Origin of the sequence: Pseudarthrobacter defluvii, from assembly GCF_030816725.1 — a bacterium.
Lineage (GTDB): Bacteria > Actinomycetota > Actinomycetes > Actinomycetales > Micrococcaceae > Arthrobacter > Arthrobacter defluvii_A.
On the sequence record NZ_JAUSYG010000001.1, the window covers coordinates 3,076,065 to 3,102,580 of the forward strand.

General features: G+C 66.8%; 28 protein-coding genes. 18 read left to right on the forward strand and 10 right to left on the reverse strand.

The features are described 5' to 3' along the window. Positions 1-30 precede the first annotated feature (30 nt). Together QF031_RS14335 and QF031_RS14340 are read left to right on the forward strand one after the other, a co-directional pair. Complete coding sequence (locus tag QF031_RS14335) at positions 31-1,296, forward strand: serine/threonine-protein kinase (protein ID WP_307429373.1); 1,266 nt, start codon at positions 31-33, stop codon at positions 1,294-1,296. Next, positions 1,293-1,823 (forward strand): hypothetical protein, encoded by a 531-nt coding sequence (locus QF031_RS14340; protein WP_307429376.1) that lies wholly within the window; start codon positions 1,293-1,295, stop codon positions 1,821-1,823. The genes QF031_RS14335 and QF031_RS14340 overlap by 4 nt, the downstream gene beginning before the upstream one ends. A gap of 125 nt (positions 1,824-1,948) precedes the next feature. Here the strand turns inward: QF031_RS14340 and QF031_RS14345 are convergent, their stop codons facing one another. Next, positions 1,949-4,168, reverse strand: a complete 2,220-nt coding sequence (locus tag QF031_RS14345; protein ID WP_307429379.1) for an NADP-dependent isocitrate dehydrogenase — start codon at positions 4,166-4,168, stop codon at positions 1,949-1,951. A 328-nt stretch (positions 4,169-4,496) separates the two neighbouring features. Between QF031_RS14345 and QF031_RS14350 the strand changes: the two genes are divergently transcribed. Together QF031_RS14350 and QF031_RS14355 are read left to right on the forward strand one after the other, a co-directional pair. Beyond that, complete coding sequence (locus QF031_RS14350; RefSeq protein WP_307429382.1) at positions 4,497-5,483, forward strand: trypsin-like serine peptidase; 987 nt, start codon at positions 4,497-4,499, stop codon at positions 5,481-5,483. After that, positions 5,467-5,640, forward strand: coding sequence for a hypothetical protein (locus QF031_RS14355; protein ID WP_307429385.1), 174 nt, complete (start codon positions 5,467-5,469; stop codon positions 5,638-5,640). Before QF031_RS14350 ends, QF031_RS14355 begins: the two co-directional genes overlap by 17 nt. A gap of 363 nt (positions 5,641-6,003) precedes the next feature. Here QF031_RS14355 and purH read toward each other — a convergent pair whose 3' ends face one another. Further along, positions 6,004-7,689: a bifunctional phosphoribosylaminoimidazolecarboxamide formyltransferase/IMP cyclohydrolase gene (gene purH, locus QF031_RS14360; RefSeq protein WP_307429389.1), complete on the reverse strand. Its 1,686-nt coding sequence runs from the start codon at positions 7,687-7,689 to the stop codon at positions 6,004-6,006. A gap of 141 nt (positions 7,690-7,830) precedes the next feature. On the opposite strand from purH, the gene QF031_RS14365 reads away from it, so the two are divergent. Beyond that, positions 7,831-9,183, forward strand: a complete 1,353-nt coding sequence (locus QF031_RS14365; RefSeq protein ID WP_307429391.1) for an MFS transporter — start codon at positions 7,831-7,833, stop codon at positions 9,181-9,183. A gap of 6 nt (positions 9,184-9,189) precedes the next feature. Here QF031_RS14365 and purN read toward each other — a convergent pair whose 3' ends face one another. Next, a complete protein-coding gene (gene purN, locus QF031_RS14370; RefSeq protein ID WP_307429395.1) occupies positions 9,190-9,771 on the reverse strand; it encodes a phosphoribosylglycinamide formyltransferase in 582 nt (193 codons plus the stop codon). A 39-nt stretch (positions 9,772-9,810) separates the two neighbouring features. On the opposite strand from purN, the gene QF031_RS14375 reads away from it, so the two are divergent. After that, positions 9,811-10,242, forward strand: a complete 432-nt coding sequence (locus QF031_RS14375; RefSeq protein WP_307429397.1) for a hypothetical protein — start codon at positions 9,811-9,813, stop codon at positions 10,240-10,242. A gap of 13 nt (positions 10,243-10,255) precedes the next feature. Here QF031_RS14375 and QF031_RS14380 read toward each other — a convergent pair whose 3' ends face one another. Further along, positions 10,256-11,572, reverse strand: coding sequence for a cell division protein PerM (locus tag QF031_RS14380; RefSeq protein ID WP_307429400.1), 1,317 nt, complete (start codon positions 11,570-11,572; stop codon positions 10,256-10,258). Between the two features lie 475 nt (positions 11,573-12,047). Then, a complete protein-coding gene (locus QF031_RS14385; RefSeq protein ID WP_307429402.1) occupies positions 12,048-12,920 on the reverse strand; it encodes a PRC and DUF2382 domain-containing protein in 873 nt (290 codons plus the stop codon). A 258-nt stretch (positions 12,921-13,178) separates the two neighbouring features. Here QF031_RS14385 and QF031_RS14390 point away from each other — a divergent pair, with 258 nt between their 5' ends. Genes QF031_RS14390 through QF031_RS14410 form a run of 5 tightly spaced genes read left to right on the forward strand, consistent with a single transcriptional unit; the run spans position 13,179 to position 15,329 of the window. Then, the gene (locus QF031_RS14390; protein ID WP_307429405.1) at positions 13,179-14,330 is read left to right on the forward strand and encodes a glycosyltransferase family 4 protein; all 1,152 of its coding nucleotides are present in this window, start codon (positions 13,179-13,181) and stop codon (positions 14,328-14,330) included. A 49-nt stretch (positions 14,331-14,379) separates the two neighbouring features. Then, positions 14,380-14,766, forward strand: coding sequence for a hypothetical protein (locus QF031_RS14395; protein WP_307429408.1), 387 nt, complete (start codon positions 14,380-14,382; stop codon positions 14,764-14,766). Next, positions 14,738-14,929, forward strand: coding sequence for a hypothetical protein (locus QF031_RS14400; RefSeq protein WP_307429411.1), 192 nt, complete (start codon positions 14,738-14,740; stop codon positions 14,927-14,929). Before QF031_RS14395 ends, QF031_RS14400 begins: the two co-directional genes overlap by 29 nt. Before the next feature lie 4 nt (positions 14,930-14,933). Then, positions 14,934-15,068, forward strand: coding sequence for a hypothetical protein (locus QF031_RS14405; RefSeq protein ID WP_307429417.1), 135 nt, complete (start codon positions 14,934-14,936; stop codon positions 15,066-15,068). Then, entirely contained in the window at positions 15,069-15,329 is a 261-nt protein-coding gene (locus tag QF031_RS14410; protein ID WP_307429420.1) for a hypothetical protein, read from the forward strand. A gap of 2 nt (positions 15,330-15,331) precedes the next feature. Here the strand turns inward: QF031_RS14410 and QF031_RS14415 are convergent, their stop codons facing one another. Continuing rightward, a complete protein-coding gene (locus QF031_RS14415; RefSeq protein WP_307429422.1) occupies positions 15,332-16,195 on the reverse strand; it encodes an HAD family hydrolase in 864 nt (287 codons plus the stop codon). A gap of 243 nt (positions 16,196-16,438) precedes the next feature. Here QF031_RS14415 and QF031_RS14420 point away from each other — a divergent pair, with 243 nt between their 5' ends. Then, on the forward strand, positions 16,439-16,708 hold the full coding sequence (locus QF031_RS14420) for a GlsB/YeaQ/YmgE family stress response membrane protein (RefSeq protein ID WP_056332502.1): 270 nt from the start codon (positions 16,439-16,441) through the stop codon (positions 16,706-16,708). Positions 16,709-16,934: 226 nt separating this feature from the next. Further along, the gene (locus QF031_RS14425) at positions 16,935-19,043 is read left to right on the forward strand and encodes a putative bifunctional diguanylate cyclase/phosphodiesterase (RefSeq protein WP_307433387.1); all 2,109 of its coding nucleotides are present in this window, start codon (positions 16,935-16,937) and stop codon (positions 19,041-19,043) included. Between the two features lie 14 nt (positions 19,044-19,057). On the opposite strand, the gene QF031_RS14430 is transcribed toward QF031_RS14425, so the two are convergent. Further along, entirely contained in the window at positions 19,058-19,444 is a 387-nt protein-coding gene (locus QF031_RS14430; protein ID WP_307429425.1) for a hypothetical protein, read from the reverse strand. 236 nt (positions 19,445-19,680) lie between these two features. Between QF031_RS14430 and QF031_RS14435 the strand changes: the two genes are divergently transcribed. Beyond that, entirely contained in the window at positions 19,681-20,229 is a 549-nt protein-coding gene (locus tag QF031_RS14435) for a dihydrofolate reductase family protein (protein WP_307429428.1), read from the forward strand. A gap of 2 nt (positions 20,230-20,231) precedes the next feature. Here the strand turns inward: QF031_RS14435 and QF031_RS14440 are convergent, their stop codons facing one another. Beyond that, positions 20,232-20,582: a DUF3846 domain-containing protein gene (locus tag QF031_RS14440; RefSeq protein WP_307429431.1), complete on the reverse strand. Its 351-nt coding sequence runs from the start codon at positions 20,580-20,582 to the stop codon at positions 20,232-20,234. Between the two features lie 127 nt (positions 20,583-20,709). On the opposite strand from QF031_RS14440, the gene rlmC reads away from it, so the two are divergent. Further along, positions 20,710-21,837: a 23S rRNA (uracil(747)-C(5))-methyltransferase RlmC gene (gene rlmC / locus QF031_RS14445; protein WP_307429433.1), complete on the forward strand. Its 1,128-nt coding sequence runs from the start codon at positions 20,710-20,712 to the stop codon at positions 21,835-21,837. 15 nt (positions 21,838-21,852) lie between these two features. On the opposite strand, the gene QF031_RS14450 is transcribed toward rlmC, so the two are convergent. Continuing rightward, positions 21,853-22,473 carry an FMN-binding negative transcriptional regulator gene (locus QF031_RS14450; RefSeq protein ID WP_307429436.1) on the reverse strand — a complete coding sequence of 207 codons (621 nt, stop codon included), beginning with the start codon at positions 22,471-22,473 and terminating at the stop codon, positions 21,853-21,855. A gap of 19 nt (positions 22,474-22,492) precedes the next feature. Continuing rightward, a complete protein-coding gene (locus tag QF031_RS14455) occupies positions 22,493-23,419 on the reverse strand; it encodes a DMT family transporter (RefSeq protein WP_307429438.1) in 927 nt (308 codons plus the stop codon). Between QF031_RS14455 and QF031_RS14460 the strand changes: the two genes are divergently transcribed. The 3 genes from QF031_RS14460 to QF031_RS14470 all read left to right on the forward strand — a co-directional run bounded on the left by QF031_RS14460 (position 23,418) and on the right by QF031_RS14470 (position 26,510). Continuing rightward, positions 23,418-24,827: an aminotransferase-like domain-containing protein gene (locus QF031_RS14460; RefSeq protein ID WP_307429441.1), complete on the forward strand. Its 1,410-nt coding sequence runs from the start codon at positions 23,418-23,420 to the stop codon at positions 24,825-24,827. The genes QF031_RS14455 and QF031_RS14460 overlap by 2 nt on opposite strands. 162 nt (positions 24,828-24,989) lie before the next feature. After that, the gene (locus QF031_RS14465; protein WP_307429444.1) at positions 24,990-25,727 is read left to right on the forward strand and encodes a GAF and ANTAR domain-containing protein; all 738 of its coding nucleotides are present in this window, start codon (positions 24,990-24,992) and stop codon (positions 25,725-25,727) included. A gap of 66 nt (positions 25,728-25,793) precedes the next feature. After that, positions 25,794-26,510 carry a GAF and ANTAR domain-containing protein gene (locus tag QF031_RS14470; protein WP_307429447.1) on the forward strand — a complete coding sequence of 239 codons (717 nt, stop codon included), beginning with the start codon at positions 25,794-25,796 and terminating at the stop codon, positions 26,508-26,510. Positions 26,511-26,516 lie beyond the last annotated feature (6 nt).

The window sequence follows — 26,516 nt, forward strand, 5'->3', positions numbered from 1 at the left end:
CAGTGCCGCAGCGCACCGGGAGGAACGGTCATGGTGGCGGAATCGCCTAGCTCCATCAAGAATGAAGTTGTCGGCGGTCGCTACCGTTTGGGGGAAATCGTAGGCCGTGGCGGAATGTCTTCGGTCTACTGTGCGCGTGACGAAAACCTGGGCCGGGACGTGGCGCTGAAGCTCTTTGCGCCGCAGGCTCCGGATGCTGAGGAACTGAAGCGGCAGGAAGCCGAGATCCAACTCCTGGCCACCCTGAACCACCCCGGCCTGGTTACTCTCTTCGACGCTGGCATCGACGACCGCATCCCGGACGAGCCCCGGCCATTCCTCACCATGGAACTCGTGGAGGGCCAGGACCTTCGCAGCCGTATCCGGCACAGCCGCGTACCGCTTGAAGAGTTATCAGTCATCGGCGCCGGGATTGCCGATGCCCTGGCCTACGTGCACGGCCTCGGCATCATCCACCGGGATATCAAACCGGGCAACATCCTCCTGGTGCAGATCCGTCCGGGCGAGCCGCTGCGCCCCAAACTCACGGACTTCGGGATCGCAAGGATTGTCGATTCCACCCGGCTCACTGCGACCGGCACCATGGTGGGCACCGCTGCCTACCTCAGCCCGGAGCAGGCCCTGGGCAAACCCCTGTCCTCCGCCACGGACATCTACTCGCTGGGCCTGGTGCTGCTGGAATGCATCAAGGGCACCGTGGAATACCCCGGCAGTGCCGTGGAATCGGCGGTTGCACGGCTCCACCGCGCGCCGGAAATTCCCGACGACGTCCCCGCCGAATGGGCCGACCTGATCCGTTCCATGACCGCCATCGAGCCGCTGGAGCGGCCGGCAGCCGCGGACATTGAGACCGCGCTGCGCCAGGCCCTGGTTTCGCCGGCGTCAACGCCGGGAGAACTGGCCCCCGAAACAACACGGGTGCTTCCCGCCATGCCCTTCCACCCGCCCACCATCACCGCCGAGGAATCCGTGGACGAAGTGCGGGAGGCAGCCGAAGCCACCGGCGCCATTGCTCCCGCCTCCTCGCCGCTGCAGCCGCCTGGCCGGACCACTGCGGGCGGTTCCGGCACGGCGGCAGCCAGCCCGGCCGCGGCCAAAACCGCCAGGAAGCTACGACTGTCGCGGACCCAGCGGATCTGGCTGGCCGTGGTACTCGGCGTCCTGGTGTTCGCTGCAGCCGCAGCCGCAGTGATCATGAGCATCTCTGCCCGCCCGGCCGACGTCGTGCCCTACCCCACGGTGACCGGCACCCTGGGCGACCATCTGCAGGAACTCCAAAAGAGCGTCGAACCGTGACCCTGCTGCAGGCATCTCCCAACCGGATGTTGCTGGCGTGCTCCGCGGCGCTGATAGCGGCAAGCTTCCTCAACGCGTGTGCGGCACCGGGGAACGGGCTGCAGCGTGAAGCCGCAACACAGCTCCAGGCGCGGGTACTCGAAGTAACGCAGGCGTCGTCGCAGAACGATCCCGCGTCCGCGCTCAAAGCACTGGAAGGTCTGGAGGCAGACCTGTCAGCGGCACAGGCAAAAGGCCAGGTTTCGGACGAACGGCGCCGCAGCATCACCACGGTGGCCACCGCTGTCCGGGCCGACCTGAACGAGGCCGTCGCCGCCCAGAAAGCTGCCGCGCCGAAGGCTCCCGCAGACGCACCAGCAGCCGCTGCCCAAGGAACGGAAACCCCCTCCCCCGCGCCGGAAGCACCCGCGTCACAGCCGGCACCTGCTCCGGCCCCGGCCCCGGCAGCGGACCAGGGCAACGCGGCATCCGGCAACGGCGGAAATGCGGGCAAGAACAACGGCGACAAGGGCAAAGGCAAAAACTGAGTCCGCGCTGGACATGGCATGTCCTGCGCCCGCCCTGGGCTTAACCGAAGGAAGCGGTGCTCCGGAATTTCTCTCCGGAGCACCGCTTCCTTTTCGACCAGAGCTGCCGCAGCAGCGGACCGCCGCTAGCTCAGGCTGGCGATGACCTTGTTCAGGGTGGCGGACGGACGCATCACTGCGGAAGCCTTGGCGTCGTCCGGGCGGTAGTAGCCCCCGATGTCTGCCGGCGAGCCCTGGACCTCGGCCAGCTCACCCACGATCGTCTCCTCCTCGGAGGACAGCTCGTTGGCGACCGAGCTGAAGGCGGCGGCCAGGTCGGCGTCGTCCGTCTGCTTGGCCAGCTCTTCAGCCCAGTAGCGGGCCAGGAAGTAGTGGCTGCCACGGTTGTCCAGCTCGCCGGCGCGGCGGCTCGGGGACTTGTTCTCCAGCAGGAACGTGCCGGTGGCGCGGTCCAGCGTGTCAGCCAGTACCTGCGCGCGGGCGTTGCCCGTGGTGGTGGCCAGGTGCTCGAAGCTGACGGCCAGGGCCAGGAACTCGCCCAAGCTGTCCCAGCGGAGGTGGTTTTCCTTCAGCAGCTGCTGGACGTGCTTCGGAGCGGAGCCACCGGCACCTGTCTCGAAGAGCCCGCCACCGTTCATCAGGGGAACAACCGAGAGCATCTTGGCGCTGGTGCCCAGTTCCAGAATGGGGAACAGGTCCGTCAGGTAGTCGCGGAGCACGTTGCCGGTGACGGAGATGGTGTCTTCGCCCTTGCGGATGCGCTCCAGGGTGAAGGCGGTGGCCTTGACCGGGGCCATGATCTGGATGTCCAGACCTTCGGTGTCGTGCTCCTTCAGGTACTCGTTGACCTTGGCGATCAGGTTGGCGTCGTGCGCGCGCTCCTCGTCCAGCCAGAACACGGCCGGGGTCTGGGAGGCGCGGGCGCGGGTGACGGCCAGCTTGACCCAGTCGCGGATGGGGGCGTCCTTGGTCTGGCAGGCGCGCCAGATGTCACCCTCGGAAACCTCGTGCTCGATCAGGACGTTGCCGGAGCCGTCCACGATCTGCACCGTGCCGGCTTCCTGGATCTCGAACGTCTTGTCGTGGCTGCCGTATTCCTCGGCGGCCTGTGCCATGAGGCCCACGTTCGGGACGGTGCCCATGGTGGTGGGGTCGTAGGCGCCGTTGGCGCGGCAGTCATCGATGACCACCTGGTAGATGCCGGCGTAGGAGCTGTCCGGCAGGACGGCCAGGGTGTCGGCTTCCTTGCCGTCCGGGCCCCACATGTGGCCGGAGCTGCGGATCATGGCCGGCATGGAGGCGTCAACGATGACGTCGCTGGGGACGTTCAGGGTGGTGATGCCCTTGTCGGAGTCCACCATGGCCAGCGCGGGACCGTCTTCGAGGCCCTTCTTGATCAGGTTCTGGACGCCCTCGCGGACATCCGCGGGCAGGTCCTCGAGGCTGCTGAGGATGGCGGCAAGGCCGTTGTTGGGGCTGATGCCGGCGGCGGAGAGCTGCTTGCCGTAGGTCTCGAACAGTTCAGAGAAGTAGGCCTTCACCACGTGGCCGAAGATGATGGGGTCCGAGACCTTCATCATGGTGGCCTTGAGGTGTGCGGAGAACAGCACGCCTTCTTCCTTGGCGCGGGCAACCTGGGCCTTCAGGAACTCATCCAGGGCGGCGGCGCGCAGCACGGTGCCGTCGATGACCTCGCCGGCCAGGACGGGGAAGGCCTTCTTCAGGACCTTCACGGACCCGTCTTCACGGACCAGCTGGAGGGCGATGGTGCCCTCGTTTTCGATGACCACGGACTTCTCGTTGGAGCGGAAGTCGTCCTGGCCCATCGTGGCCACGTTCGTCTTGGAGTCCGGGGTCCATGCACCCATGGAGTGCGGGTTCTGGCGGGCGTAGTTCTTTACGGACAGCGGTGCGCGGCGGTCCGAGTTGCCTTCACGCAGGACCGGGTTCACGGCGGAGCCCTTGATCTTGTCGTAGCGCGAGCGGATGGCCGTTTCCTCGTCCGAGGCGGGGTTGTCCGGGTAATCCGGCAGCGCGTAGCCCTGGCCCTGCAGCTCGGCGATGGCGGCCTTCAGCTGCGGGATTGAGGCGCTGATGTTGGGCAGCTTGATGATGTTGGCTTCCGGCGTCTTCGCCAGCTCACCGAGTTCAGCAAGGGCGTCACCGATCTGCTGCTCGGGGGTCAGGTAGTCACCAAAGACGGCGATGATGCGGCCGGCGAGCGAAATGTCGCGGGTCTCCACCTCCACACCTGCTGTCGAAGCGAAAGCCTCGATGATGGGCAGGAACGAATAGGTAGCCAGCATCGGCGCTTCGTCGGTGTGGGTGTAGATAATCTTGGACATGCGCGGGCGTCTCCCTGTGGGTCGGCTTGGTTGTGAAAATTCGGTCTATTTCACCATGTACAACTTACCCGAGGACGCCCGTTCAAACCTCAACGGAGCTCCCGCATTACCGCGGTGAGAGCAGGATTACAGCGATAGAGAAACGTACGACGGCGGCGCGGGCACCGGGCGCCCGCGCCGCCGTCGTCACGTCCCCCACCGGGGAACACCGGAAGGGTCCTAAGTCGCTTTCTGATATCTCACTACTGTGTACAAACTTGTCTGATAACGATAAATTCGCTGAAGTCACCACCGATTCCGGGCCCAACCCCGTTCAGACAGGACAACAATGACACGCACAAGGTCTCTGGCCTCAGGCCTCCTCACCCTCTCGGCGGCCGCCGTGCTGGTTCTCGCATCCGCGGGCGGGGCTTCTGCCGCCCCGGCCCCCTCCGACGGGACGGCAAACCCGTCCGTCGCCAGCGTCACCGTCGACGCCCGCGGGGCAGCAGACTACTGGAGCCCCGAGCGGATGCAGAGTGCCGTCCCCGGCGACACCCTCGCCGGCAAAGCCCTGGAACGCGGCAACCGCTCCAGCGCCGCTCTCGTGGAGAAAGGCAAGCCCGCCACCACCAAGGGCATCAAGGGCACCAAGGGCACCAAGGGCAAGCCCACCATCGCGCAGAGTGAAGACCCGGTCTCACACATCGGCAAGGTCTTCTTCACCCTGGGCGGGGCCAACTATGTGTGCTCGGGCAACGCCGTCACGTCCACAAACAGCAGCACCGTGGCCACGGCCGGGCACTGCGTGAACGAAGGACCGGGCGCGTACGCCACCAACTTCATCTTCGTTCCCGCCTACGAAAACGGCGCCGCCCCCTATGGCAAGTGGACCGCCAAGGCCCTGTACGCCCCCACCCAGTGGGTCGCCAACGGCGACATGACCTTTGACACCGGCTTCGCCGTCATGAACAGGGACAGCAACGGCGACCGGCTGACCGACGTCGTCGGCGGCTCGGGCACCGCCTTCAACCAGGCACGGGGGCTCGCCTACACGTCGTACGGCTACCCCGCGGCTTCACCGTTCAACGGGGAGACCCTCAAGAGTTGCACCGGCACCGCCTCCGATGACGCCAACAACCCGCAGTTCGGCACCCAGGGCATCCCCTGCGACATGACGGGCGGCTCCTCGGGCGGCCCGTGGTTCATCGGCGAAGGCTCCGACGGCCTGCAGAACTCCATCAACAGCTACGGCTATAACGGCTCATCCGTCATGTACGGCCCGTACTGGGGCACCGTCATCCAGGACACGTTCAAGCGTGCAGCGAAATCCTGAGGCGCCTGATCCGGACGAAGATCCCGTCAGCCATGTTGACCTGACCCAGTCGCCCGAGGAGGTGCTCGAGTACTGGACCAAGGAGCGGATGGCGGAAGCGAAGCCCCGGGAGATCAAGCTTCCGGAGCCGGGCCAGCGCACGGATGAGCAGGACTAAGCCAGCACAACGACGACGGCGCCCGTCCCCTTTCAGGGGGCGGGCGCCGTCGTCGTTGGGTGGCCATCCATTGCTCCGTAACTGCCGTTATCAGGCGTGAAAACGGCAGTTACGGAGCAATCGATGCGGCTGGTGGGCCCACGCCGGCAGGGTCCCCTGGCCGAGCTTGCGAGGTTAGGGGGCGGGCGGGTGGGCCCACGCCGGCAGGGTTCCCTGGCCGAGCTTGCGAGGTTAGGGGGCCGGCGGGTGGGCCCACGCCGGCAGGGTCCCCTGGCCGAGCTTGCGAGGTTAGGGGGCCGGCGGGTGGGCCCACGCCGGCAGGGTCCCCTGGCCGAGCTTGCGAGGTTAGGGGGCCGGCGGGGACTAGTGGAAGAAGTGGCGGGCGCCCGTGAAGTACATCGTGATGCCGGCCGCGTTCGCTGCCGCAATTACCTCGTCGTCGCGGACGGAGCCGCCGGGCTGCACCACGGCGCGGACGCCGGCGTCGATCAGGATCTGCAGGCCGTCGGCGAACGGGAAGAACGCGTCGGAGGCTGCCACGGCTCCCTGGGCGCGCTGGGGTGCGCCGGCGCCGCTGGCATTGGAAGCGCCGCCGGCACCTTCGACGTCGGACTCCACCGTGACGCCCAGGGTGTTGGCCCGCTCCACGGCCAGGCGGCAGGAGTCCAGGCGGTTGACCTGGCCCATGCCGATGCCCACCGCGGCGCCGTTCTCGGCGAGGAGGATGGCGTTGGACTTGGCGGCCCGGCACGCGGTCCAGGCAAAGGCGAGGTCCGCGAGGGTCTTCTCGTCAGCGGTTTCACCCGCGGCGAGGGTCCAGTTGGCGGGGTTGTCGCCGTCGGCGTCCACCTTGTCCGTGACCTGGACCAGCATCCCGCCCGAGACCTGGCGGAACTCCGTGGGGTAACGGCCGTAACCCTCGGGCAGGGCCAGCAAGCGGATGTTCTTCTTCTTGGAGAGGATTTCGACAGCCTCGGGTTCGAAGCCGGGGGCGATGACCACCTCGGTGAAGATGTCCTTGACCGTGTTGGCCATGCCTGCGGTGACGGTGCGGTTGGCGGCAATGACGCCACCGAATGCAGAGACGGGGTCGCAGGCGTGGGCCTTGGCGTGGGCGTCGGCGATGGGATCGGCGGCGTCAGCCGAACCCACGGCCACGCCGCACGGGTTGGCGTGCTTGATGATGGCGACGGCGGGCTCGGCGAAGTCGTAGGCGGCCCGCAGGGCGGCGTCGGCGTCAACGAAGTTGTTGTAGCTCATGGCCTTGCCGTGCAGCTGGTCAGCCTGGGCGATGCCCATCGGCGCTGCCTTGTCCACGTAGAGGGCAGCCTGCTGGTGTGGGTTCTCGCCGTAGCGAAGTACCTCGGAGCGTTCCAGGGACAGGCCCGCGTAGGCTGGCCAGTCGATGACGCCGTCGCCGTCCTCATCCAGGAACTGGCTGGCGGTCCAGGTGGCCACGGCGTTGTCGTAGGACGCGGTGTGGGCGAAGGCCTTGGCGGCGAGGCGGCGGCGGGTCTTCAGGTCGAAACCACCGGCGGCGGCGGCCTCCACAACCTGGCCATAGAAGCCGGGATCCACAACGATGGCGACGGCGGCGTGGTTCTTGGCTGCCGAGCGCACCATGGCGGGGCCCCCGATGTCGATCTGCTCCACGACGTCGTCCTGCGCGGCACCGGACTTGACGGTCTCCACGAACGGGTAGAGGTTCACCACCACCAGGTCGAAGGCCTCGATGTCCATGCTGGCAAGCGTTTCCATGTGCGCGGGGACGCGGCGGTCCGCCAGGATGCCGCCGTGGACGCGCGGGTGCAGGGTCTTGACGCGGCCGTCCAGCATCTCGGGCGAACCGGTGACTTCCTCCACCTCCTGCACGGGGATGCCCGCGGCGGCGATCTTCTTGGCCGTGGACCCGGTGGAGACCAGCTTGACGCCCGCTGCATGCAGGCCCTGCGCGAGCTCCTCCAGACCGGTCTTGTCGTAGACCGAGATCAGGGCCCGGCGAATGGGTACACGGTCAATGGATACGCGCTCATGCTGCGTGAAGCTCACAAATGTCTCCGTCTTATCTCGCGGACCAGGGCCGCGGTTGGTGGGGATAGGGCCAGTTTATCGCGAAGGACGCGGTTGCCCCGTGTGTCCGCCGGAGTGTGAACGCGGTGAGGCGGGCTAAAGTTTTCACAGGAGGCGGCGATGAATACTTACACCACTGTGCCCAGCGGCGAACAGGTGGTCCAGGAACTGCCCTGGCGATGGAAAGTCCAGGGCAGGATCTTCCTGGTGGGGGGCCTCGGCTTCATGTTCGACGCCTGGGATGTGACGCTTAACGGCATCCTGATTCCGTTGCTGTCCAAGCACTGGGCCCTCTCCGCTGGCGAGGCCGCTTGGGTTGGTACCTCCAACCTGATCGGGATGGCCCTGGGTGCCTTCGTCTGGGGAACGGTCGCGGACACGGTGGGGCGCAAGAAGGCGTTCACGGCCACCTTGCTGCTGTTCTCGGTGTTCACCGTCCTGGGCGCGTTCGCCCCCGACTTCATCTGGTTCTGCGCCTTCCGGTTCCTGGCCGGCTTTGGCCTGGGCGGCTGCATCCCCGTGGACTACGCGCTGGTTGGCGAGTTCACACCGCGGAAACAGCGCGGGAAGGTACTCACCGCCATGGACGGCTGGTGGCCGATCGGCGCGGCGCTGGCCGGCTTCGTCTCCGCCGGGCTGGTGGCCCTGTCCGGCGACTGGCGCCTCACCATGCTGGTGATGGTCCTGCCCGCACTCCTGGTCTTCTGGGTCCGGCGCAGCGTGCCGGAGTCCCCCCTGTTCCTCATCCGGAAAGGCCGGCGCGAGGAAGCGGCCCGGATCATTGACGGGCTGGTGGAGGCCACCGGGGCGGAACCGCGCGCCTACAGCCTCCCCGACGCCAGGGATGTCCCGCGCCTCTCCGCCGGCAGCGCATGGACCCAGCTGCGCTCCGTGTGGCAGTTCAACTGGAAGATCACCGCAGCGGCCTGGTCCCTGTTCTTCAGCATCCTGCTGGTCTACTACCTGTCCCTGACCTGGATGCCCAGGATCCTGATCGGCGCAGGGTTCGCCGAGTACAAGGCGTTCGTCACCACTGCGTCCATGGCCGCCGTCGGGTTCCTGGGCGTGGTGGTGGCTGCCCTCCTGGTGGAACGAGTGGGTCGAAAGTGGATCCTTGCCATCACGGGGCCGATGTCCGCGCTGACCCTGGTGATCGTGGCGTTCGTGGTGGACATCCCAACGGCCGCGGTGTTCTGGCTGCTCGTGTTCGGGTTCGTGGTGCAGGTGGCCATTCCGGTCCTGTACGCCTACGTGTCCGAGCTCTACCCCACCGAGCTGCGGGGCACCGGATTTGGCTGGGCGTCCACGTTCTCGCGGCTCGGCGCAGGCTTCGGGCCGCTGATCTTCGCCAACTACTTCTGGCCGGAGTTGGGCCTGGCCACGTCCTTCGCCCTGGCCGGTGCCCTGGTCCTGGTTTCCGTAGTGTGGATGGCGTTCTTCTCCCCGGAAACGCGCCAGCGCCGCCTGCAGTAACCCGCGCTAGGCGGCGGAATATCCCGGGTCTGCGGCGAGGGTGGCCAGCGTGGAGACCAGGAGCCGGCGCTCCACCACCTTGATGCGCTCGTGCAGGGTTTCCTCGGTGTCGGAACCCTCGATGGCCACGGCTTCCTGGGCGATGATGGGACCTGTGTCCACGCCGGCGTCGGCCCAGTGCACAGTGCAGCCCGTGACTTTGACGCCGTAGGCCATTGCGTCGCGCACGCCGTGGGCCCCCGGGAAGGCAGGGAGCAGCGCGGGGTGCGTGTTGAGGTACCTTCCGTTGAACGCGTCAATGAAGCTCGGGCTGACGATCCGCATAAACCCGGAGGAGACCACCACGTCCGGCTTGTAGGCGGCCACGGCGTCGGTAAGCGCGGCGTTCCAGTCGGCGCGGTCCGGGTAGGCCTTGAAGTCCACCACGAAAGTGGGGATGCCCGCCGCCGCAGAGCGTTCGACGCCGTACGTCCCTTCACGGTCAGCGCCCACCGCAGCGATTTCCACATCGAGCTCCCCCGCCTTCACGGCGTCAATAACGGCCTGGAGATTGGACCCGGTTCCGGAAACGAGGACGACGATACGCATTGGTCCAGCTTAGGTGCAGGCTCGCGTACGCTGGAAAACATGAACAGCGAACCGGGCCGGAGCGGGCAGCAGCAGGTCAACCCCCCGCGCGCCGAGGCGGCTAAGGCCTCCCTCGCCAAGACCCACACCCTGTTCCGGATGTTCGTTGTGTCGGTGCTCGGTGCGTTCTTCGTCTACCAGCTGGACGTCGGGTACCTCTGGCTGGCAACCGTGCTGACCGCCGCCGGCCTGGTCCTGGGGATTGTCCTGCTGGTGCGGGCCGTCCGGCTGAGGGAGTCAAAGCTGGTTCTCTTCGGCACCATTTCCGGCCTGGTGGTTGCCGCCGTCATGGTGCTGCTGATAGTCACCACCTTCGTCCTGTTCGACCAGGTGCGCGAGTACCAGGCCTGCCTGGGCCGGGCGCTGACGGACCGCGCCACCCACGCCTGCATGGTGCAGTTCCAGGACGTGTTGCCCACCAAGGTGCGCTAGCGGGGACCGGTTCCTAGTGGACCAGTTCCGCGTCGCGGTCCACAGTGCGGGTTTTCTCCCGTTCCAGCCATGGTCCGGCTGCGTAGCCGATCACGACGCCGATGCCCACCTCCGCAGCCACCCACAGTCCCGTCCACAGCGGATCGGGCCCGATGGCTGTCAGGCGGCCAAGGCCGGCTGAGCCCCTGGCAATCCAGGCCAGGCACATGGTCAGCAGTCCGGCAGCCAGCCCGGCCAAAGCTCCGAGCACCAGGGTGGAGACACTTGCCGTGAACCAGCGGGTGCGGATCTTGATGGCGAGCCATTCGTCGAAGTGGTTTTCGCCTTCCCTGAGGAACCACCACCCGGCCATGACACCTGCCAGCACCGGGACCAGCAGCGCCACAAGGGCGTAATCCAGGGGCCCGGACGGGATGGCCGCCAGAACGGGTATGGACGGAAGCGGCCCCACCGCCGTGGCCAGCGGACCCACCTGGGAGCCGACTCCCATCGCGAAGCCGGCGCCGGACGTCCAGGCAAGGGCGAAGACTACAAGGTTGGGCAGGAAGCCGAGCTGCGCGATGGTGAGGGCCGCGCCTCCCACCGGGCCGGCGTCGAGCGCTTCGTAGACGGAGACCACCAGGTTCCAGTGGATGAACAGGTCAAGTGCCAGGAGCGCAGCCGCCATGGCGAGGGCGGATGCCACGGCAACGAATCCTGCTTTCGCCACAGATGCGAAGTATGACCCCGCCCAACGGGAATGCTGGCTGGTGCGCGAGATCCAGTCCACCGCGTCGACGCCGATCAGCCGGCTCCAGGAACCTGCTTCCCGTCGGGCCCCGATCACCATTCCCAGGCCGTACGGGATCAGCGGAACCAGCATCGCGTACCAGAGATTGATGACGACGTCGCTGGTGCGGCACACGAAGGCGGTGGCCGCGCCGAATGCGGCGTAGACCGCCCACGAACCCAGCAGTGCCTGCCAGAGCTGGTCCGTGTAGGAGGCGCGGGCCAGCCTGCGGCCGGCACGCCAGGCAAGGAGGAACGGGATCAAGGTGAGGCCCAGGGGAATCAGGCTCAGCATGCCCGACCCGCCATGGGTGGCGGGCCCGGGTCCGGCGCCCGTAAGTTCCAGCGGCACACCGTGGACCAGGAGCCAGGACTGGCCGGCCAGCCTTGCAAGGACGTCGAACTGTCCGTTCTGGAAACCGGCCGTGGCCCACACGGCAAGGATGGGTGCCACCACCACCAGTGCGGAAATGATCGCCGCCTGCGCTGTTTCAAGGGCGCCCTGCAGCCATAACGGCATGGGAAGGCCACGGTCTCCGGTCTGATCAGCGCGCAGTTTCATCGTGTTCCATGGTGTCACGGAGCGTGCGCTCCGCCCGGGAGCGACAGGCTCCGCGGCAGCTGTGATCATCAACCAAATGCGCTTGCGCCCGGCGCTTTTTCCGGGGGCCAGCCGTAAAATTGGTAGAAACCAACACCCGCCGCCCCGTCGAAGGGGTACTGCGATTTCTGCTGGCCGAAGCGTGTGATCACCGCCAGCAAAGGGCCCGGATTGTCGTAAACCGGGAAAACAGGAGCCGCGAATGAGAGATGAACCGTAAGTTCTGAAGATATTCGTCCTACTGGCTGGTGCAGCCACCGCTTCCAGCGCGGCTGCACCAGCGTTTTAAACGGCCGCACCCTTTTAAACGGCTGCCGTTTAAAAGGGTGCGGCGCCGGGAGCCCCCAAGTTTGGCTCCCGGCGCCGTTCACCGTGTCAGGGCTGCTGGTCCAACCAGCACGCCCGCAGGGACAAGGGGGACAAGCCCCCGCCCCGATCAGCGACGGTGGTCGCCGTCTGTTTCGATGTTTTCCTTGCGGACTTCCTCGTTGACGGTGACGTCGTCGCGGATGGTTTCCTTGTCCAGACGGACCCGCTCCACCGGAACAGCTTCCTTTTCCACCACCGGGCGCTCCTCGTGCAGGATCACCTCGTGCTCTTCTTCGCTGATGGCAGGGCCGTCGAGGGCTGCGCCGCGGTTGGCATCCGTGATCGGCTCACGCTCGATCCGGACTTCCTCACGCTCCACCGGGATGGTCTTGGTGACGTTCTCGGTGGTGACGTACTTCCGCAGCCGTGCCCGGCCGGCGGCCTCACGCTCCGTGCCCACGTGCAGCTGTTCCTCGGACCGCGTCATGGCGTCGTCGGTGGTGGGGCCGGAGGTGTCGTAGCCAACAGTTCCGCGGTTGTGGGTGTCCCGTTCGGCGGCGATGCCGGCCGTGGGGGTGCCTGCGTTCAGGTCCGCGTCGCCCTGGAAATCGACGTCGTTCCTGGTGCCGGAGCTTGCAATGTCGGATGTGTCGTACCCGGAGGTCGCCTCCGTGTAGGTCCGTGCTCCACGGTCGTAGTAGGTGTACAGCCGGTCCTCTTCCTCGGGGCTGAGGTGGCCGTCGGCGTCCACGCGGGGGGCGTCCTTGACGTGCTCCTTGCTGAAGGGAACCACCAGGTCTCCGCCCTGGTCGTGTGCGCCCTCAACCGGCACGAAAGATTCGGAAGTGCCGAAAAGGCCCGTCTTGACGGTGACCCATGTGGGTTCGCCCGTGTCGTCGTCTGCGTACAGCTGGCCGATTGAACCGATCTTGGAGCCGTCGGATCCGACGACGTTTCCGCCCTTGGTGAGCAGGTTTTCAAGGTTTTCCCTGTTGAGCATGACGTCTCCTTGGATTGTCTTTGCACTGGGTCTGCCAGCGTTGGATTTTCCGGACCGGGGCAGTTTCCCGTCATCCGGCTTCCTGCCCCGTTGCTTGAGGCTGCGCTGACTGCCCCACTACCGTAAGCATGCTTAGCATCGAATGCAAAGCCTACTTAGTAAATTTTTTTTAGACCGGGGCCCGCTGTTCATCCGGGCTTCTCCTCAGGGTCATGCGTTCTCCCCCGTCATTTCAAGGAAGAAGCCCACGGTTGAGGGGTGAAGATCGCAATCGTTGCCGAATCTTTTTTGCCGTTGATGAACGGTGTCACGCACTCAATCCTGCGGGTCCTGGACCATCTCAGGGAGCGGGGTGACGACGTCCTGGTCATTGCCCCTTCCGCACCTGATGGGGAGCCGGCCGGCCAGGTCAAAGGGGCCGGGGTGCACAGGCTTCCGGCGGTCCCGCTGGCCGGTTACGCAAATGTCCGGGTGGCCATGGGAGGTGTGTACCGGGTCAAGCGAATCCTTGCCGAGTACGCGCCCGACGTGGTGCACCTTGCCTCGCCCTTCGTGCTGGGATGGCGTGCGGCCCAGGCGGCCAGCCAGCTCAGGATCCCGACCGTGGCTGTCTACCAGACCGAGGTCCCCGGCTACGCCGCCCGGTACGGCGTGCCCTTCCTGGAAAACTGGGCCTGGACCCGGGTGGAGAACATCCACCTGCTGGCCACGCGCACCCTGGCGCCCTCCACGTTCGCGCTGGACCAGCTGCGCGGCCGGGGCATACCGCGCGTGCGGATGTGGCGCCGGGGTGTGGACACGGCGCGGTTCTCGCCGGGGAAGCGCGACGGCGGCTGGCGGGGTTCGGTTGCCCCCAACGGTGAGCGGATCATCGGATACGTGGGCAGGCTTGCCGTGGAAAAGCAGGTGGAAGACCTCGCAGCCCTCCGCGGTATCCCCAACACGAAGTTGGTGATCGTGGGTGACGGGCCGCAGCGCGCAGTCCTGGAATCGGCCCTTCCCGGCGCGGTGTTTACCGGCTTCCTGGGCGGCGAGGACCTGGCCCGCACCGTGGCATCCTTCGACCTGTTCGTCCATCCCGGCGAGTTTGAAACCTTCTGCCAAACCATCCAGGAGGCCATGGCATCGGGCGTGCCCGTGGTGGCCACGGGCAGGGGCGGCCCACTGGACCTGGTGGAGAATTCACGGACCGGGTGGCTCTACGAGCCCGGTGACCTTTCAGCCATGCGCGCCCGCGTACAGGATTTGACAGGCGATGACGCCAAGCGCCGTGCATTTGCCGCCGCAGCACACGCCTCGGTCCAGGACAGAACCTGGCCGGCGCTGTGCATGGAACTGGTGCAGCACTACGAGGAGGCCATCGCGGCCGTTCCGGTCAGCGCGATCAACGCCAAGGGAGACAAAGTATGAAGATATCCGTGATCGGCTCGGCTACCTGGGCGCTGTCCACGCTGCAACGTTGGCATCCATCGGCCACACGGTGGTGGGCATCGACGTCGATCCCGGCAAGGTGCAGCAGCTGGCCCAGGGCATGGCGCCGTTCCACGAGCCCGGGCTGAGCGGACTCCTTCAGGACGGCCGCGCCAACGGGAGGCTGCGGTTCTCGACGGACCCGGCAGAGGCCAATGGCGCCCAGGTGCATTTCCTCTGCGTGGGGACACCGCAGGAAAAGACGTCCGACGCCGCCGACCTCACCTTCCTCGTCTCCGCCACGGAAGCCCTGCTGCCGCACCTGGCTGCGGGCGCCGCCGTCGTGGGCAAATCCACCGTCCCCGTCGGCACGGTGGACCTGCTCCGCCACCGGGGCACCGCTGGAAGTGACGGCAGCGCTGGATGCTGTGTATGAGCCGCTGCTGGCAGCCGGGATCCCGCGCATGGTCTGCAACTTCGCTACGGCGGAGCTCATCAAGTCCGCCGCCAACGCGTACCTGGCAACCGAGGTCAGTTTCATCAATGCGGTCGCTGAACTGTGTGACGCCGCCGGCGCGGACGTGGGGGGAACTCAGTGAAGCGATGGGACTGTACCCCAGGATCGGGGGCCGGTACCTGCAGGCAGGGCTGGGTTTTGGTGGCGGCTGCCTGCCCAAGGACATCCGCAGTTTCGGCACCCAGCCCGCCGCACTCGGCGTGCCGGCCGTCGAGGACTGAATGCGTTTGGTCGATTCGGTGAACCTCGGCCAACGTGACCGCACCGTCAGGCTCGCAGCGGAGCTGTGCGGCGGGGCGCTGGCCGGGCATTCGTCACCGTTCTGGGCGCTTCCTTCAAACCCGACACTGACGACATCCGCGACTCCCCCGCTGGACGCGCGGAACGTGCTGGATGAAGCGGCCTGGCAGGAAGAGGACTGGGTGGTGCGCGGCCTGGGCACCTCCACCGTAGCCCTGGAGGGGGTGGCTGCGGGACGCTGAGGCTAGCCCAGGAGCCCCAACTCGGCGAACGCCAACGCCACACCGTTGCCGGCAGGTGCCGCGGTGACCCTGTCCGCGACGGCAAGGACGGCGGGGTGGCCGCCCTCCACCGCAATACCCACGCCTGCGTATTCAAGCATCTCGATGTCGTTCGCACTGTCGCCGATGGCAACGATATCCGCCCGGTCCAGCCCGAGCCGTGCCTCCACCGCCTGGATGCCGACGGCCTTGTGGGTGCCGGCCATGAAGATCTCCCCCGCGCGCTCACCCAGCGCCGACAGGGAACTGGGGATCAGCCCCACCTCCGGGCCAAAGGCCTCCAGCAGGCGGGCCAGCGGCACGGGTGAATCGAAGCACGAAATTTTGGCGTACGACGTTGTCCGGAGATCGTCGCTGTACTGCATCGGGCCCAGGATGTCCTCAAGTGGATCAACGTCGGTGCTGAGGACGCCGTCGTGCTGCGGACGTCCGGCGAAGATGGGCCCAAGCACCTCCCGCAGCCGCCGGTCCACTCCCCTGCGGCCGTACAGCGCCTCGGGCGCTTCCAGGATGTAGGCCGCGTTGTTGGCGTCCAGGGCTTCCACAAGGCGTGCCGCCAGGTGTGGGTCGAACCGTGCGTCCCTGAGGATCTCGCCGCCGACCGCCACCCTGGCTCCGGCGCCGGTGATGGTGCCGTCGAATCCGGCATTGAGGATGTGGCCAGGGACCATGGACAACGGGCGGCCGGTGCAGACAAAGACCAGATGGCCCAGCTCGCGGGCCGTCCGTACGGCATCCACGTGCGCGTCCGGAGCGAGGCCGTGGTCTGCATATGTGCCGTCGATATCGAGGAAGATGGCACGGGGCCTGGCGGTTCGGCTGGTCATGCGTGCCCTCCTTGGTGCGTTGAGCGGCGTCTCTTGCGAGGAGTCTGTTGCGGGACTTGCCATCCTATCGGCGCAGGACCAGGGCCTTTGCCGTCGTGTCCGCCGAATGGTTACGCATTTCCACCGGAAAAACTGACAACCATCCTGTAATACTGAAAGCCTTGCAGAGTAGTAAGCCTGCTGATTGAATGAATCACACCGGAAATGGGGGCCCGGCACAACTTACTGACAAGGAGTGGCAACATGGGCATTATCGGTTTTCTCATTTTGGGCCTGATTGCTGGAGCCATTGCAAAGGCCATCCTGCCGGGCCGCCAAGGGGGCGGCTGGGTGGTGACCCTGGTCCTGGGTGTAGTCGGGGCCATCCTGGGCGGCTGGATCGGTTCGCTGATCTTTGGCGGCGGACTGGCGGAATTCTTCGACCTCAGGACCTGGCTGCTGGCCATTCTCGGCTCGATCATTGTGCTGCTGATCTACGGCGCTGTCACCAACCGCAGCGGCCGTCGGGTATAGCCACTATCCACCGCATCCATTAGCAGGAAGCGCCGGACTCCCGAAAGGGAGTCCGGCGCTTTTTACTTGTCACACCCTGGGCTGCGCAGAATGAAATTGCCAGTGCCTTTCCGGGCCCTTTTCCGGCCAATGTCCACCGGGGCCTTTATGATGGCGAGGGGGTGGTGGAATGACGGGTTTTCTGGACCGTGGCAACAACGTGGCATTACAAACTTTCGGCGTGGTCATGGACGCGAGTCCGGATGCGTTGCTGGCCCTGAATGCGGACGGCACCATCCTTGCGGCCAACGCCGCGGCGGCACGGCTGTTCGGCCTGCCGCCGGACTCCTTCACCGGCCTGGACCACCGGGTACTGTTCGCGGAGGGCTTCCGGGACCAGGTGGCCCACCTTCTGCACCAGATCCTCACCCAGCCCGCGGAGCATCCGCTGCCCAAGGAGGTGGCCGGTCTGCGCGGAGACGGGACAGAGTTCCCCCTCGAACTGGCGGCGGCGCTCCTCCCCGCGGCGGAGACCACGGCTGCGGGCGCTTCCGGGCCCGGCGGGACGGAGGCCCCCAGACTGCTGCTCTCAGCCCGCGGAACAGCGCACCGCAAAGCTGCGGACGCCAACCTGCGCGAGGCGATGTCGCTGCTGACAGCCACTCTCGAGTCGACTGCCGACGGCATCCTGGTGATGGGCATTGACGGGCGCGTGGCCGGATTCAACGAACAATTCCTGTCCATGTGGGGCCTTCCGCCCGGGGTTCTTGACGCGGACAGCGACGAGCCTGCCCTGCGGCTGGTCATTGCCCAGGTGGCTGAACCGGTGGCTTTCACGGCCCGGCTGGGCGAACTCCAGGAAGACCCTGCGGCTGAAAGCCACGACGTTGTGGAGCTGCGCGACGGGCGGACCTTTGAGCGGTATTCCCGGCCGCAGCGGGTGGGCGACAGGATCGTGGGCCGGGTATGGAGCTTCCGCGATGTGACGCCGCGGCGTAAAGCGCAGGAGCAGGCGCACCGGGCCATGATGGACCTAGCCGTCCAGACTGAAAAGCTGCGGGCCATGGCGTTCCAGGACCCGCTGACCGGGCTCGCCAACAGGGGCGTGTTCAACGATGCCCTGGCCGGGTCGCTGCAGGAACCGCGGCTGAAAACGGTGGATGTGCTGCTCCTTGACCTGGACGACTTCAAGGAAGTCAACGACATCCTTGGCCACCAGGCAGGCGACGACATGCTCATTGAAGTGGCCCGCCGGCTGCGCGGCTGCGTGCCCACGGCTGACGTGGTGGCAAGGCTGGGCGGCGACGAGTTCGTGGTGCTCCTGACCGCCTGCCCGGACGCGGACGCAATTGCAGCGTGCATCGTGCGCTGCCTGCACGTCCCCGTGACTATCAGCGGCACTGTTCTCCGGCCGAGCCTCAGCCTGGGTGTCGCCTCGCTCGGCCAGGACAGCGTGGGGCCCTCCGAGCTGCTGCGGCACGCCGACATTGCCATGTACGCGGCCAAAGCTGCAGGCAAAAACCGGTTCCTGCGCTTCCACCCGGACATGATGCAGGCGCTGGTGCAGCGCACGCACATGGAGAGCGGGCTGCAGCTGGCCGTGCAGCGCGGCGAGATCACCGTGGACTTCCAGCCGATCGTGTCGCACCGCATGGGCCAGGTGGTCCAGCTGGAGGCGCTCGCCAGGTGGGACCGCGGCGGCGAGCGGGTGCCGCCGTCGATCTTCATTCCCCTCGCCGAGCGCACGGGCCTCATCAGCGAGATCGGCGCGGAAGTGATGGCCACCGGAATGGTGCAGCTGGCCCCGTGGCTCAGTGAGGACCCGGCGCGCTCCTTGGCAGTGAACGTCTCGGGAGTCCAGTTGCAGGAACCGGATTTCGCCGAGACGGTGCTCCAGCTGGCGGAGGCCAGCGGCGTGGCGCCCTACCAGCTGGTCCTGGAAGTCACCGAGACCGTCTTTTTCGACGCCGACTGCAGCTTGATCCAGCAGCTCAGCAAGGTGCGGGACGCCGGAGCCCGGGTGGCGCTGGATGATTTCGGCACCGGCTATTCCTCCCTGGGCCGACTGCAGGACCTGCCCGTGGACACGGTCAAGATCGACAAGACGTTCGTGTCCATGGTGCGGACCGGCAACGAGCGGCTGCCCATCCTCAGCTCCATGATCAACATGGCACACAGCCTGGGTTTGACCGTCACCGCGGAAGGAATCGAGACGGCAGCCCAGGCGGACTACCTCACGGAGCTGGACTGCGACTCGCTGCAGGGCTATCTGTTCTCGCTGCCGGAACCGGGCGAGCGCCTGGACCAGGCGCTGCATCACGCCGAGGAAGCCCTCCACGCCTTAAAGGGACGGTAAGCGGACCTGAAAAGCTAGGCTGCTTCCTGCCGGCCCGGGCGCTGCGGCTTGTTGGGGGCAGGTGCGGAAGTCTTCGGCTGGGCCGGGCCGTCAGGGGAAGGCCCGGCAGGTGCAGGCTCGGCAGGGTCGGTGGCAGCGCCCGAAGACCCTGCCGGTGCGGCGGCGCGGTTGCGGCGCCAGCGGCGCACCAGGTCGACGGCGGCCAGCAACCCGGCGAGCGGCGTCAGCACGGCGGCCGCGTACACAAAGAGCATCCAGGTCAGGGTGGTGAGCGGCGGCTGATTGTTGTTGAGCAGGGACAGTCCGCCTAACATGGCGACGATCCAGAACAGCAGCACGGCTGCCAATACGGCGCCGGCGGGAAAATACTGGTTGGTCACGACTTTTTTCAGGGTGTCCATGCACTTCCTCCTGCCTGGCCGGGGGACGGCAACAGCCGCTCAAACTCAAGTATGGGTCCCTGCCGCCGGGAAACTGCGCAAGACGACACGGCGAGTGATGAACGTAACGCGGCCATCCGCCGTCGTGCGTGTGCCCGGCCCCAAGGCACGGTCCCAAGACGCGGGACAAAAGCCCTTCCCGGAAAGGAAACGGGCTAATACCGTAAGGCCTGTCGATTCGATATTTGGAGGCTCCCATGCGCAACGTCACTGCCGGTCTGTTCCACTCCGTAGACGGGGTGGTGTCCGAACCTTTCAAGTTCCAGTTCGACAGCTTCGACGACGAGTTGGGCGAGGGCCTGACCCGGATGATGAACACCGTGGACACTGTGGTCCTGGGCCGGGTCAGCTACCAGGAATGGGCGGACTACTGGCCGAATGCCTCAATGGACCAGGATTTTGCGGCGTTCATCAATCCGGTGGAAAAGTTTGTCGCCTCGCGCACGCTGACGGGGCCGCTGGAGTGGCAAAACTCCCAGCTGATGGATGCGCCGCTGGAGGAGTTCGTGGCCGGCTTGAAGGAGCGCGACGGCGGCGAGATCGCGGTGTGCGGAAGCATCTCCGTGGTGCGCCAACTGCTGTTCGCCGGGCTGCTGGATTCGCTGCAGCTGATGACGCACCCGGTCATCGCCGGGACCGGCCGAAGGCTGTTCGAGGACGGCGACGCGCTCACCCGCCTGGTGCTGCAGGACCAGAAGACCACCAGCAAGGGCAACGTGCTCAGCACCTACGGGGTGCGCGGGTAGGTTCAGGCGGCCAGCGGCGCCCCGAACAGCTCCTCGGCGAGCCGTGCCAGGTGTTCCGGGAGGTCGGCCTCCGCCCCGTGCTCGCCCCGGCCCAGGAAGACGGCGGTGCCGCGGATCCCGTCAAGGTCCAGGCCGCATTCGTGCATCAGCTGGCCGGCGCGGAAGTTGATTGGGAGGAGCATGGTGACGCTTTCGGCGTTCAGGTAGACATGCCAGTCGCCGCGGATCACCGACTCCAGCGGCCCGCCCACCAGGCCTTCCAGTGCCTGCAGGTTGGCTGGCACCTGCTCCCTGCGGATGGGCTCGGAATTGCCGGCCGGGACTATGAGTGCTGTGTAAGTTCTGTTGTCCATCGTTCTGTCTCCAATGGATTTAACACCCGGGGAGACGGTGGTGTTCCCGGAAGGAAGGCGCGACGGCGGCACTCACCCGGGTGCCGCGGCCATGCCTTCAGCGCGGGGCGCGTAAAATGGACCAGTCATGCACTGTTCCTACTTTGATGCCGGCACCTGCCGCTCCTGCACCCAGATGGGCAGGCCCTACGGCGAACAGCTGGCCGGCAAGCAGCTGCACTGCCAGACCCTCCTCTCCGACCATGCGGACCTCGAGTGGCTCCCGCCCGTGGCCAGCCAGGAGTCCGGCTTCCGCAACAAAGCCAAAATGGTGATCGGCGGGACGGCGCAGAACCCCACCATCGGGATCCTGGACGCCGACGGCCACGGCGTGGACCTGCGCCAATGCGGCGTCTGCTCCCCCGGCCTGCGGGCCGTCTTCCCGGTCCTGGCCGACTTCATCCGCCGCCTGCGCCTCACGCCCTACGACGTCCCGAAGCGCACCGGCGAGCTCAAGCACGTCATCCTCACCGAATCCCCGGACGGCGAGGTCATGCTCCGCCTCGTCCTGCGCTCCGAGCAGGTGCTGCCGCGTATCCGGAAGCACCTCCCGGACCTCCTGGCATCCTTGCCGCAGGTGAAGGTGGTCTCGGTCAACCTGCTCCCCGAACACAAGGCAGTGCTGGAGGGCGAGCGGGAGATCCTGCTGACGGAGCAGTCCACCCTGAACATGCGGGTCAACGGCATCAACCTGCACCTGCGCCCGCAAAGCTTCTTCCAGACCAACACGGAGATGGCCGGGGCGCTCTACCGGCAGGGGCGCGAATGGGTCAACGAACTGGCACCGGTCTCGGTCTGGGACCTGTACTGCGGCGTCGGCGGGTTCGCCCTGCACAGCGCCGCCCCGTCCCGCACGGTCACGGGCATCGAAGCCAGCAGCGAAGCGATTGTCTCCGCACAGCTCAGCAGCGATGAGGCAGGGCTGGAGGGGATGGAGTTCCGGGCCGGCGATGCCACCGCGTTTGCCCTCGCCGCGGAGCAGTCGCCGGAGCTGGTGATCGTAAACCCGCCCCGGCGCGGCATCGGCCAGGAGCTCTGCGGCTGGCTGGAATCATCGGACGTGCAGCATGTGGTCTACTCCAGCTGCAACGCCCAGTCGCTGGCACGCGACCTGGCAGCCCTCCCCTCCTTCACGGCACGGCGGGCCCGGGTCCTGGACATGTTTCCGCAGACCACGCATTACGAGGTGATGGTGCTGCTGGAGCGTTCAGCCTGAGCAGGAGCCAAGGGTTCAGGAACGGACGCGTTCGACGGCGGCCGCGCTGGCTTCCCGTCCGAGCGTCCGGAGCCCGTCGGCCACGCCTTCAGCGTCGGCGGCCGAGCGGTTCTGGCTCAGTTTCTCCTTCGCGTCGATCCGGGTGACCACCAGCTCCACCCCCACGATGGCCCGGAGCTGCCCGGCAATGAACTTCTCCGGCGCGTCATCCACGGCCCAGGGCTGCTCCCGCCCGCTCTCATGCAGCCCGGTCAGCTGCCGGACGTGCCGAGCCAGCCAGCCGGCGTCGTCATGGACCACCAGCTCGCCGTACACGTGGACGGTGCTGTAGTTCCAGGTCGGAACCACGCGGCCGTGCTCGGCCTTGGAGGCGTACCAGGACGGGGAGATGTAGTCGTCCGGCCCCTGGATGATGGCGAGCGCCTCGCCGGCTGGGGTGTTTTGCCATTGGGGGTTGTTCCGCGCCATGTGGGCCTGCAGCGCCCCGTGGGCCCCCACTGCGGGATTGAAGGTGAAGGGCAGCAGCGTGGCCAGCAGGCCCTGGTGCGTCATGGTCACCAGGTTGGCAGCGCCGGAGCCGGCCAGGAGGTTCTGGATGGCGTCGGGGCGGGCAGCGAAGTGTGCGGGAGTGTACATGTGGGGTCCTTTCGAGGGGTCAGGAGGTTGGTTTGAGCCGGACCCGGACGGCCGCGGCGGCGCAAAGGATGACGGCAACGCCGCCGATCACGGTGGTCCAGGTGAGCGTCTCGCCGAGCAGGAGAGCCGCCCAGCCGATACTCATTACGGGCTGGAGGAGCTGGATCTGGCTCACCTGCGCCATGGGGCCGATAGACAAGCCGCGGTACCAGGCGAAGAAGCCGAGGAACATGCTCACTACTGCGAGGTAGCCGAAGGCGGCCCACTGGGTGGGGGTGGCGGACGGGGGCTGGTCCAGGACTGAGGCCACCGCCAGGACCAGCATGGCCGGCGAGGCGAGGACCAGCGCCCAGGCGATGGTCTGCCACGGGCCCAGCTCGCGTGCCAGCAAGCCTCCTTCCGCGTAACCCAGCGCTGCGCAGGCCACGGCACCGAGCAGCAGGAGGTCCGCCCATTGCAGGTGCCCCACACCGCCGGACTGCAGGAACGCAAAGCCGATCGCCGCCAGCGAGCCGAGGAGCATCACCGCCCAGAAGGCGGGACGAGCCCGTTCACGGGTCCGCAGGATGGCGGCGGTTGCAGTGGCGGCGGGCAGGAGGGCGATGACCACCGAGCCGTGCCCGGCCGGCACGGCAGTGAGTGCGTAGGAGGTCAGCAGCGGAAAGCCGACGACGACGCCCGCGGCCACGAGTGCGAGCCGCGGCCAGGTGCGGGGTTGCGGCAGCCGCTGGCGGGTGATGGCGAGGGCCGCAGCCGCGAGGACTGCTGCCACCACGGCACGGCCGGAACCAATCAACAGCGGCGGAATCCCCGCCACGGCCACCCGGGTGAAGGGAACGGTGAAGGAGAAAGCCGCGACCCCGAGCAGGGCCCACCAGGTTCCGGCGGGCTTGCGGGGCAGTATCACTGGGCCCGCAAGGACAGTAGCGCTACTATGTTCTCTCATGACCAACGATAGCAGTTCGCGTATTGTCGGGGCACTCCACGCATGGATCTCGCGCGCGGCTCCTGGTGCGCAGCTGCCGTCCACGCGGCAGCTGGTAGCCGAGTACCAGGCAAGCCCGGTGACCGTGCAGAAGGCGCTGCAGGCACTGGCGGGGCAGGGATTGATCGAAAGCCGGCCGGGCGTGGGGACGTTCGTGCGGGCTGTCCGCACAGCACGTCCGTCGGACTATGGCTGGCAGAGCGCTGCGCTGCGGCCGCCCTCCTCCCCGCTGCCGTCGTCGTCGAGCACCATGCGCAGTGTTCCGGGCGACGCCATCTGGTTCCACTCCGGCTACCCGGACCGGGAACTGCTGCCGGAACGGCTGGTCCGGGCGGCCCTGGCCCGGGCCGCCAGGGGTGACGCCGCACTGGCCCGGCCTCCTGCCGCGGGCCTGCCCGAGCTGCAGCAATGGTTCGCCCAGGAACTCGGCGGGGCAACCCCGGTGGGCATCACTCCTCCAACCCCGAACGACGTCATCGTGCTGCCGGGAAGCCAAAGCGGCCTCAGTTCCATCTTCCGTGCGCTGGTGGGTGCCGGGCAGCCGCTGCTGATCGAATCACCGTCCTACTGGGGAGCCCTCCTGGCCGCCGCCCAAACCGGGGTGCGCCTGGTCCCGGTGCCCGCCGGACCGGAGGGGCCGGACCCGGCGGACGTGGACCGCGCCTTCGCCGAGACCGGGGCGCGCGCGTTTTACGTGCAGCCCAACTATTCGAATCCGGCCGGGACGCAGTGGGGGCCCGGCCGGGGCGACGAAATCCTGGACGTGGCCCGCCGGCATGGCGCGTTCCTTGTGGAGGACGACTGGGCGCACGACTTCGGCATCACCTCTGACCCCATGCCGCTGTCCGCCAGGGATGACTCCGGCCACGTGGTCTACATCAGGTCCCTGACCAAGAGTGTGTCCACCGCCATCCGCGTTGCCGCCGTGATCGCGCGCGGACCGGCGCGGGAACGCATTCTGGGCCACCGGGCCGCCGAGTCGATGTACGTGAGCGGACTTCTGCAGGCCGCGGCTTTGGATGTGGTGACCCAACCCGGCTGGCAAACACACCTCCGCAACCTCCGCCGGCAACTCCAATCACGACGGGACCTGCTGGCCACCAGCGTTCGCGAGCACGTGCCGCAGGCGCACATCGACAACCTGCCCAAGGGCGGGCTGAACCTGTGGCTGCGCCTCCCGGACAGCACAGACCTTCCGCGGCTGGTGCGGGACTGTGAGGATGCCGGCGTGATCATTGCCGCTGGCACGGAGTGGTTCCCGGCCGAACCCGCAGGCGCCTTCATCCGGCTCAACTATTCGGGCCCGAACCCGGGCGCCTACCCCGAAGGGGCCAGGATCATCGGCGAGGCATTGGCACAAAACATTTAGCCGGCCGCCTCCGCGGAAGGTGCACCTTTGGGGGAAGGGACTACTGTTTTAGTAAAGGGATCCGGGGAAATCCACGCCACACTCTTCCTGCCCTATGGCAAGCCCCGGACTTTCTGGGGTACGGGGGATGAAGGGTGGCCGGCAGCTGATCAGGAGGAAACGGTGAACGACGAACTGACAAAGCCAGGAACCGACGTCCTGATGGATATGCTCCTGGACAGCCCTGACCTGACTGTCTTCCTGCAGCGCCTGGCGCAGATCTCGGATGCCGAACTCAGCCGGGAAGCGGGCGAGGGCCACTGCAGCGTGACCGTGTGGAGGAAGCGCCGGCCCTTCACCATTGCCAGCAGCGGACCCGAGGCAGCGGCCATGGACGAGTTACAGTACGCCTCCAACCAGGGCCCGTGCATGGAAGTGGCCAAGACCGGCCGTCCTGTCGAGGTGCTGGACTTCCGGACTGAAACCAGGTGGCCCAGGTATGTCGCCGCAATGGCTGAAAGTCCCATGCGTTCCGTTCTGGCTGTCCCCATCGCGCTCCATACGCCGGACGCATCTGCAGCGCTCAACTGCTACAGCCCACACCCCCGCCATGTTCCCGTCCAGATCAGGGACATGTTGCTGGATTTCACGGAGATGGCGGCGCGTGCCCTTAGCCTAAGCGTGAAACACCAGACGCAGATTGACCTCGCGGCCGACCTGGCAGCCGCGATGCAGTCCCGAACGGCCATCGACCTCGCAGCCGGCGTGATCATGGCGCAGACCAACTGCAGCCAGCAGGAGGCGGTGGACATCATGATCACGGCGTCGAGCAATCGCAACGAAAAGCTCAGGGACGTGGCGCTCTCCGTGCTCGCCCGGTTTGACGGCAGCACCCCCACCACCCATTTCGACTCGCTCTAGCCCTTTGGGGAACGAGCGGCAACAGAATCCAGCAGCCCCGCTACCGGGCATGAAAAGGTGACGATCATGGACAATTCCCAACCGCTCGCGAATGAGCTGGCCAGGCTGATGGGACAGGCGTCCAGCGGCTTCCTCACAGAGGAGAATGCGTCCAAAGCCGTGCAGTCCCTGGCCTACGTCCTGCGCGACTCCATCCCGCACTCGGCAGGAGCGGGCGCCTCCATCATCAACGCGCGCGGCCGCCGGGAGAGCGCCGGCGCCACGGATCCCGTGGTGCTCCGGGCGGACAAGCTGCAGTACGAGCTGGGCCAGGGACCGTGCCTCAGTGCCTGGGCCGAACAGCGGGCCATCATCATCCAGGACACAACGCAGGAAACCCGCTGGCCCCGGTGGACGGAAGCTATCGCCGACCTGCCGCTGCGGTCGGTCCTCAGCGCTCCGCTGACCACCGAGGGAAGGCGAATCGGGGCAATCAAGGTGTATTCACCCGAACCCCTGGTGTTCGACGACCATTCAGTCTTCCTGATCGAACGGCTGGCCAGCCCGGCCGCAGCCTTGCTGGGCAACGCCCGCGACCGTGAGGCAACCAAGCGGCTCAACTCCCAGCTGGTGGAGGCATTGACCAGCAGGGACATGATTTCCCGTGCCGAGGGAGTCTTGGCCGAAAGATTGCACATCAAGCCGCGCGAGGCGCTGGATGTGATGCTTGCCGCCTCCCGCAAAGAGGGAAAACCACTGCAGGAGGTAGCAAGTGAAATTGTTGATGGCCCGGTCGGCGAATAGGAGCCC

Excerpts from the sequence above, each read along its gene's own strand:
- QF031_RS14335 (WP_307429373.1), top strand. The coding sequence starts at position 31 with ATGGTGGCGGAATCGCCTAGCTCCATCAAGAATGAAGTTGTCGGCGGT.
- QF031_RS14345 (WP_307429379.1), bottom strand. The coding sequence starts at position 4,168 with ATGTCCAAGATTATCTACACCCACACCGACGAAGCGCCGATGCTGGCT.
- QF031_RS14350 (WP_307429382.1), top strand. The coding sequence starts at position 4,497 with ATGACACGCACAAGGTCTCTGGCCTCAGGCCTCCTCACCCTCTCGGCG.
- QF031_RS14365 (WP_307429391.1), top strand. The coding sequence starts at position 7,831 with ATGAATACTTACACCACTGTGCCCAGCGGCGAACAGGTGGTCCAGGAA.
- purN (WP_307429395.1), bottom strand. The coding sequence starts at position 9,771 with ATGCGTATCGTCGTCCTCGTTTCCGGAACCGGGTCCAATCTCCAGGCC.
- QF031_RS14375 (WP_307429397.1), top strand. The coding sequence starts at position 9,811 with ATGAACAGCGAACCGGGCCGGAGCGGGCAGCAGCAGGTCAACCCCCCG.
- QF031_RS14380 (WP_307429400.1), bottom strand. The coding sequence starts at position 11,572 with ATGAAACTGCGCGCTGATCAGACCGGAGACCGTGGCCTTCCCATGCCG.
- QF031_RS14385 (WP_307429402.1), bottom strand. The coding sequence starts at position 12,920 with ATGCTCAACAGGGAAAACCTTGAAAACCTGCTCACCAAGGGCGGAAAC.
- QF031_RS14405 (WP_307429417.1), top strand. The coding sequence starts at position 14,934 with ATGGGACTGTACCCCAGGATCGGGGGCCGGTACCTGCAGGCAGGGCTG.
- QF031_RS14410 (WP_307429420.1), top strand. The coding sequence starts at position 15,069 with ATGCGTTTGGTCGATTCGGTGAACCTCGGCCAACGTGACCGCACCGTC.
- QF031_RS14415 (WP_307429422.1), bottom strand. The coding sequence starts at position 16,195 with ATGACCAGCCGAACCGCCAGGCCCCGTGCCATCTTCCTCGATATCGAC.
- QF031_RS14420 (WP_056332502.1), top strand. The coding sequence starts at position 16,439 with ATGGGCATTATCGGTTTTCTCATTTTGGGCCTGATTGCTGGAGCCATT.
- QF031_RS14425 (WP_307433387.1), top strand. The coding sequence starts at position 16,935 with ATGGACGCGAGTCCGGATGCGTTGCTGGCCCTGAATGCGGACGGCACC.
- QF031_RS14430 (WP_307429425.1), bottom strand. The coding sequence starts at position 19,444 with ATGGACACCCTGAAAAAAGTCGTGACCAACCAGTATTTTCCCGCCGGC.
- QF031_RS14435 (WP_307429428.1), top strand. The coding sequence starts at position 19,681 with ATGCGCAACGTCACTGCCGGTCTGTTCCACTCCGTAGACGGGGTGGTG.
- QF031_RS14440 (WP_307429431.1), bottom strand. The coding sequence starts at position 20,582 with ATGGACAACAGAACTTACACAGCACTCATAGTCCCGGCCGGCAATTCC.
- rlmC (WP_307429433.1), top strand. The coding sequence starts at position 20,710 with ATGCACTGTTCCTACTTTGATGCCGGCACCTGCCGCTCCTGCACCCAG.
- QF031_RS14450 (WP_307429436.1), bottom strand. The coding sequence starts at position 22,473 with ATGTACACTCCCGCACACTTCGCTGCCCGCCCCGACGCCATCCAGAAC.
- QF031_RS14460 (WP_307429441.1), top strand. The coding sequence starts at position 23,418 with ATGACCAACGATAGCAGTTCGCGTATTGTCGGGGCACTCCACGCATGG.
- QF031_RS14455 (WP_307429438.1), bottom strand. The coding sequence starts at position 23,419 with ATGAGAGAACATAGTAGCGCTACTGTCCTTGCGGGCCCAGTGATACTG.
- QF031_RS14470 (WP_307429447.1), top strand. The coding sequence starts at position 25,794 with ATGGACAATTCCCAACCGCTCGCGAATGAGCTGGCCAGGCTGATGGGA.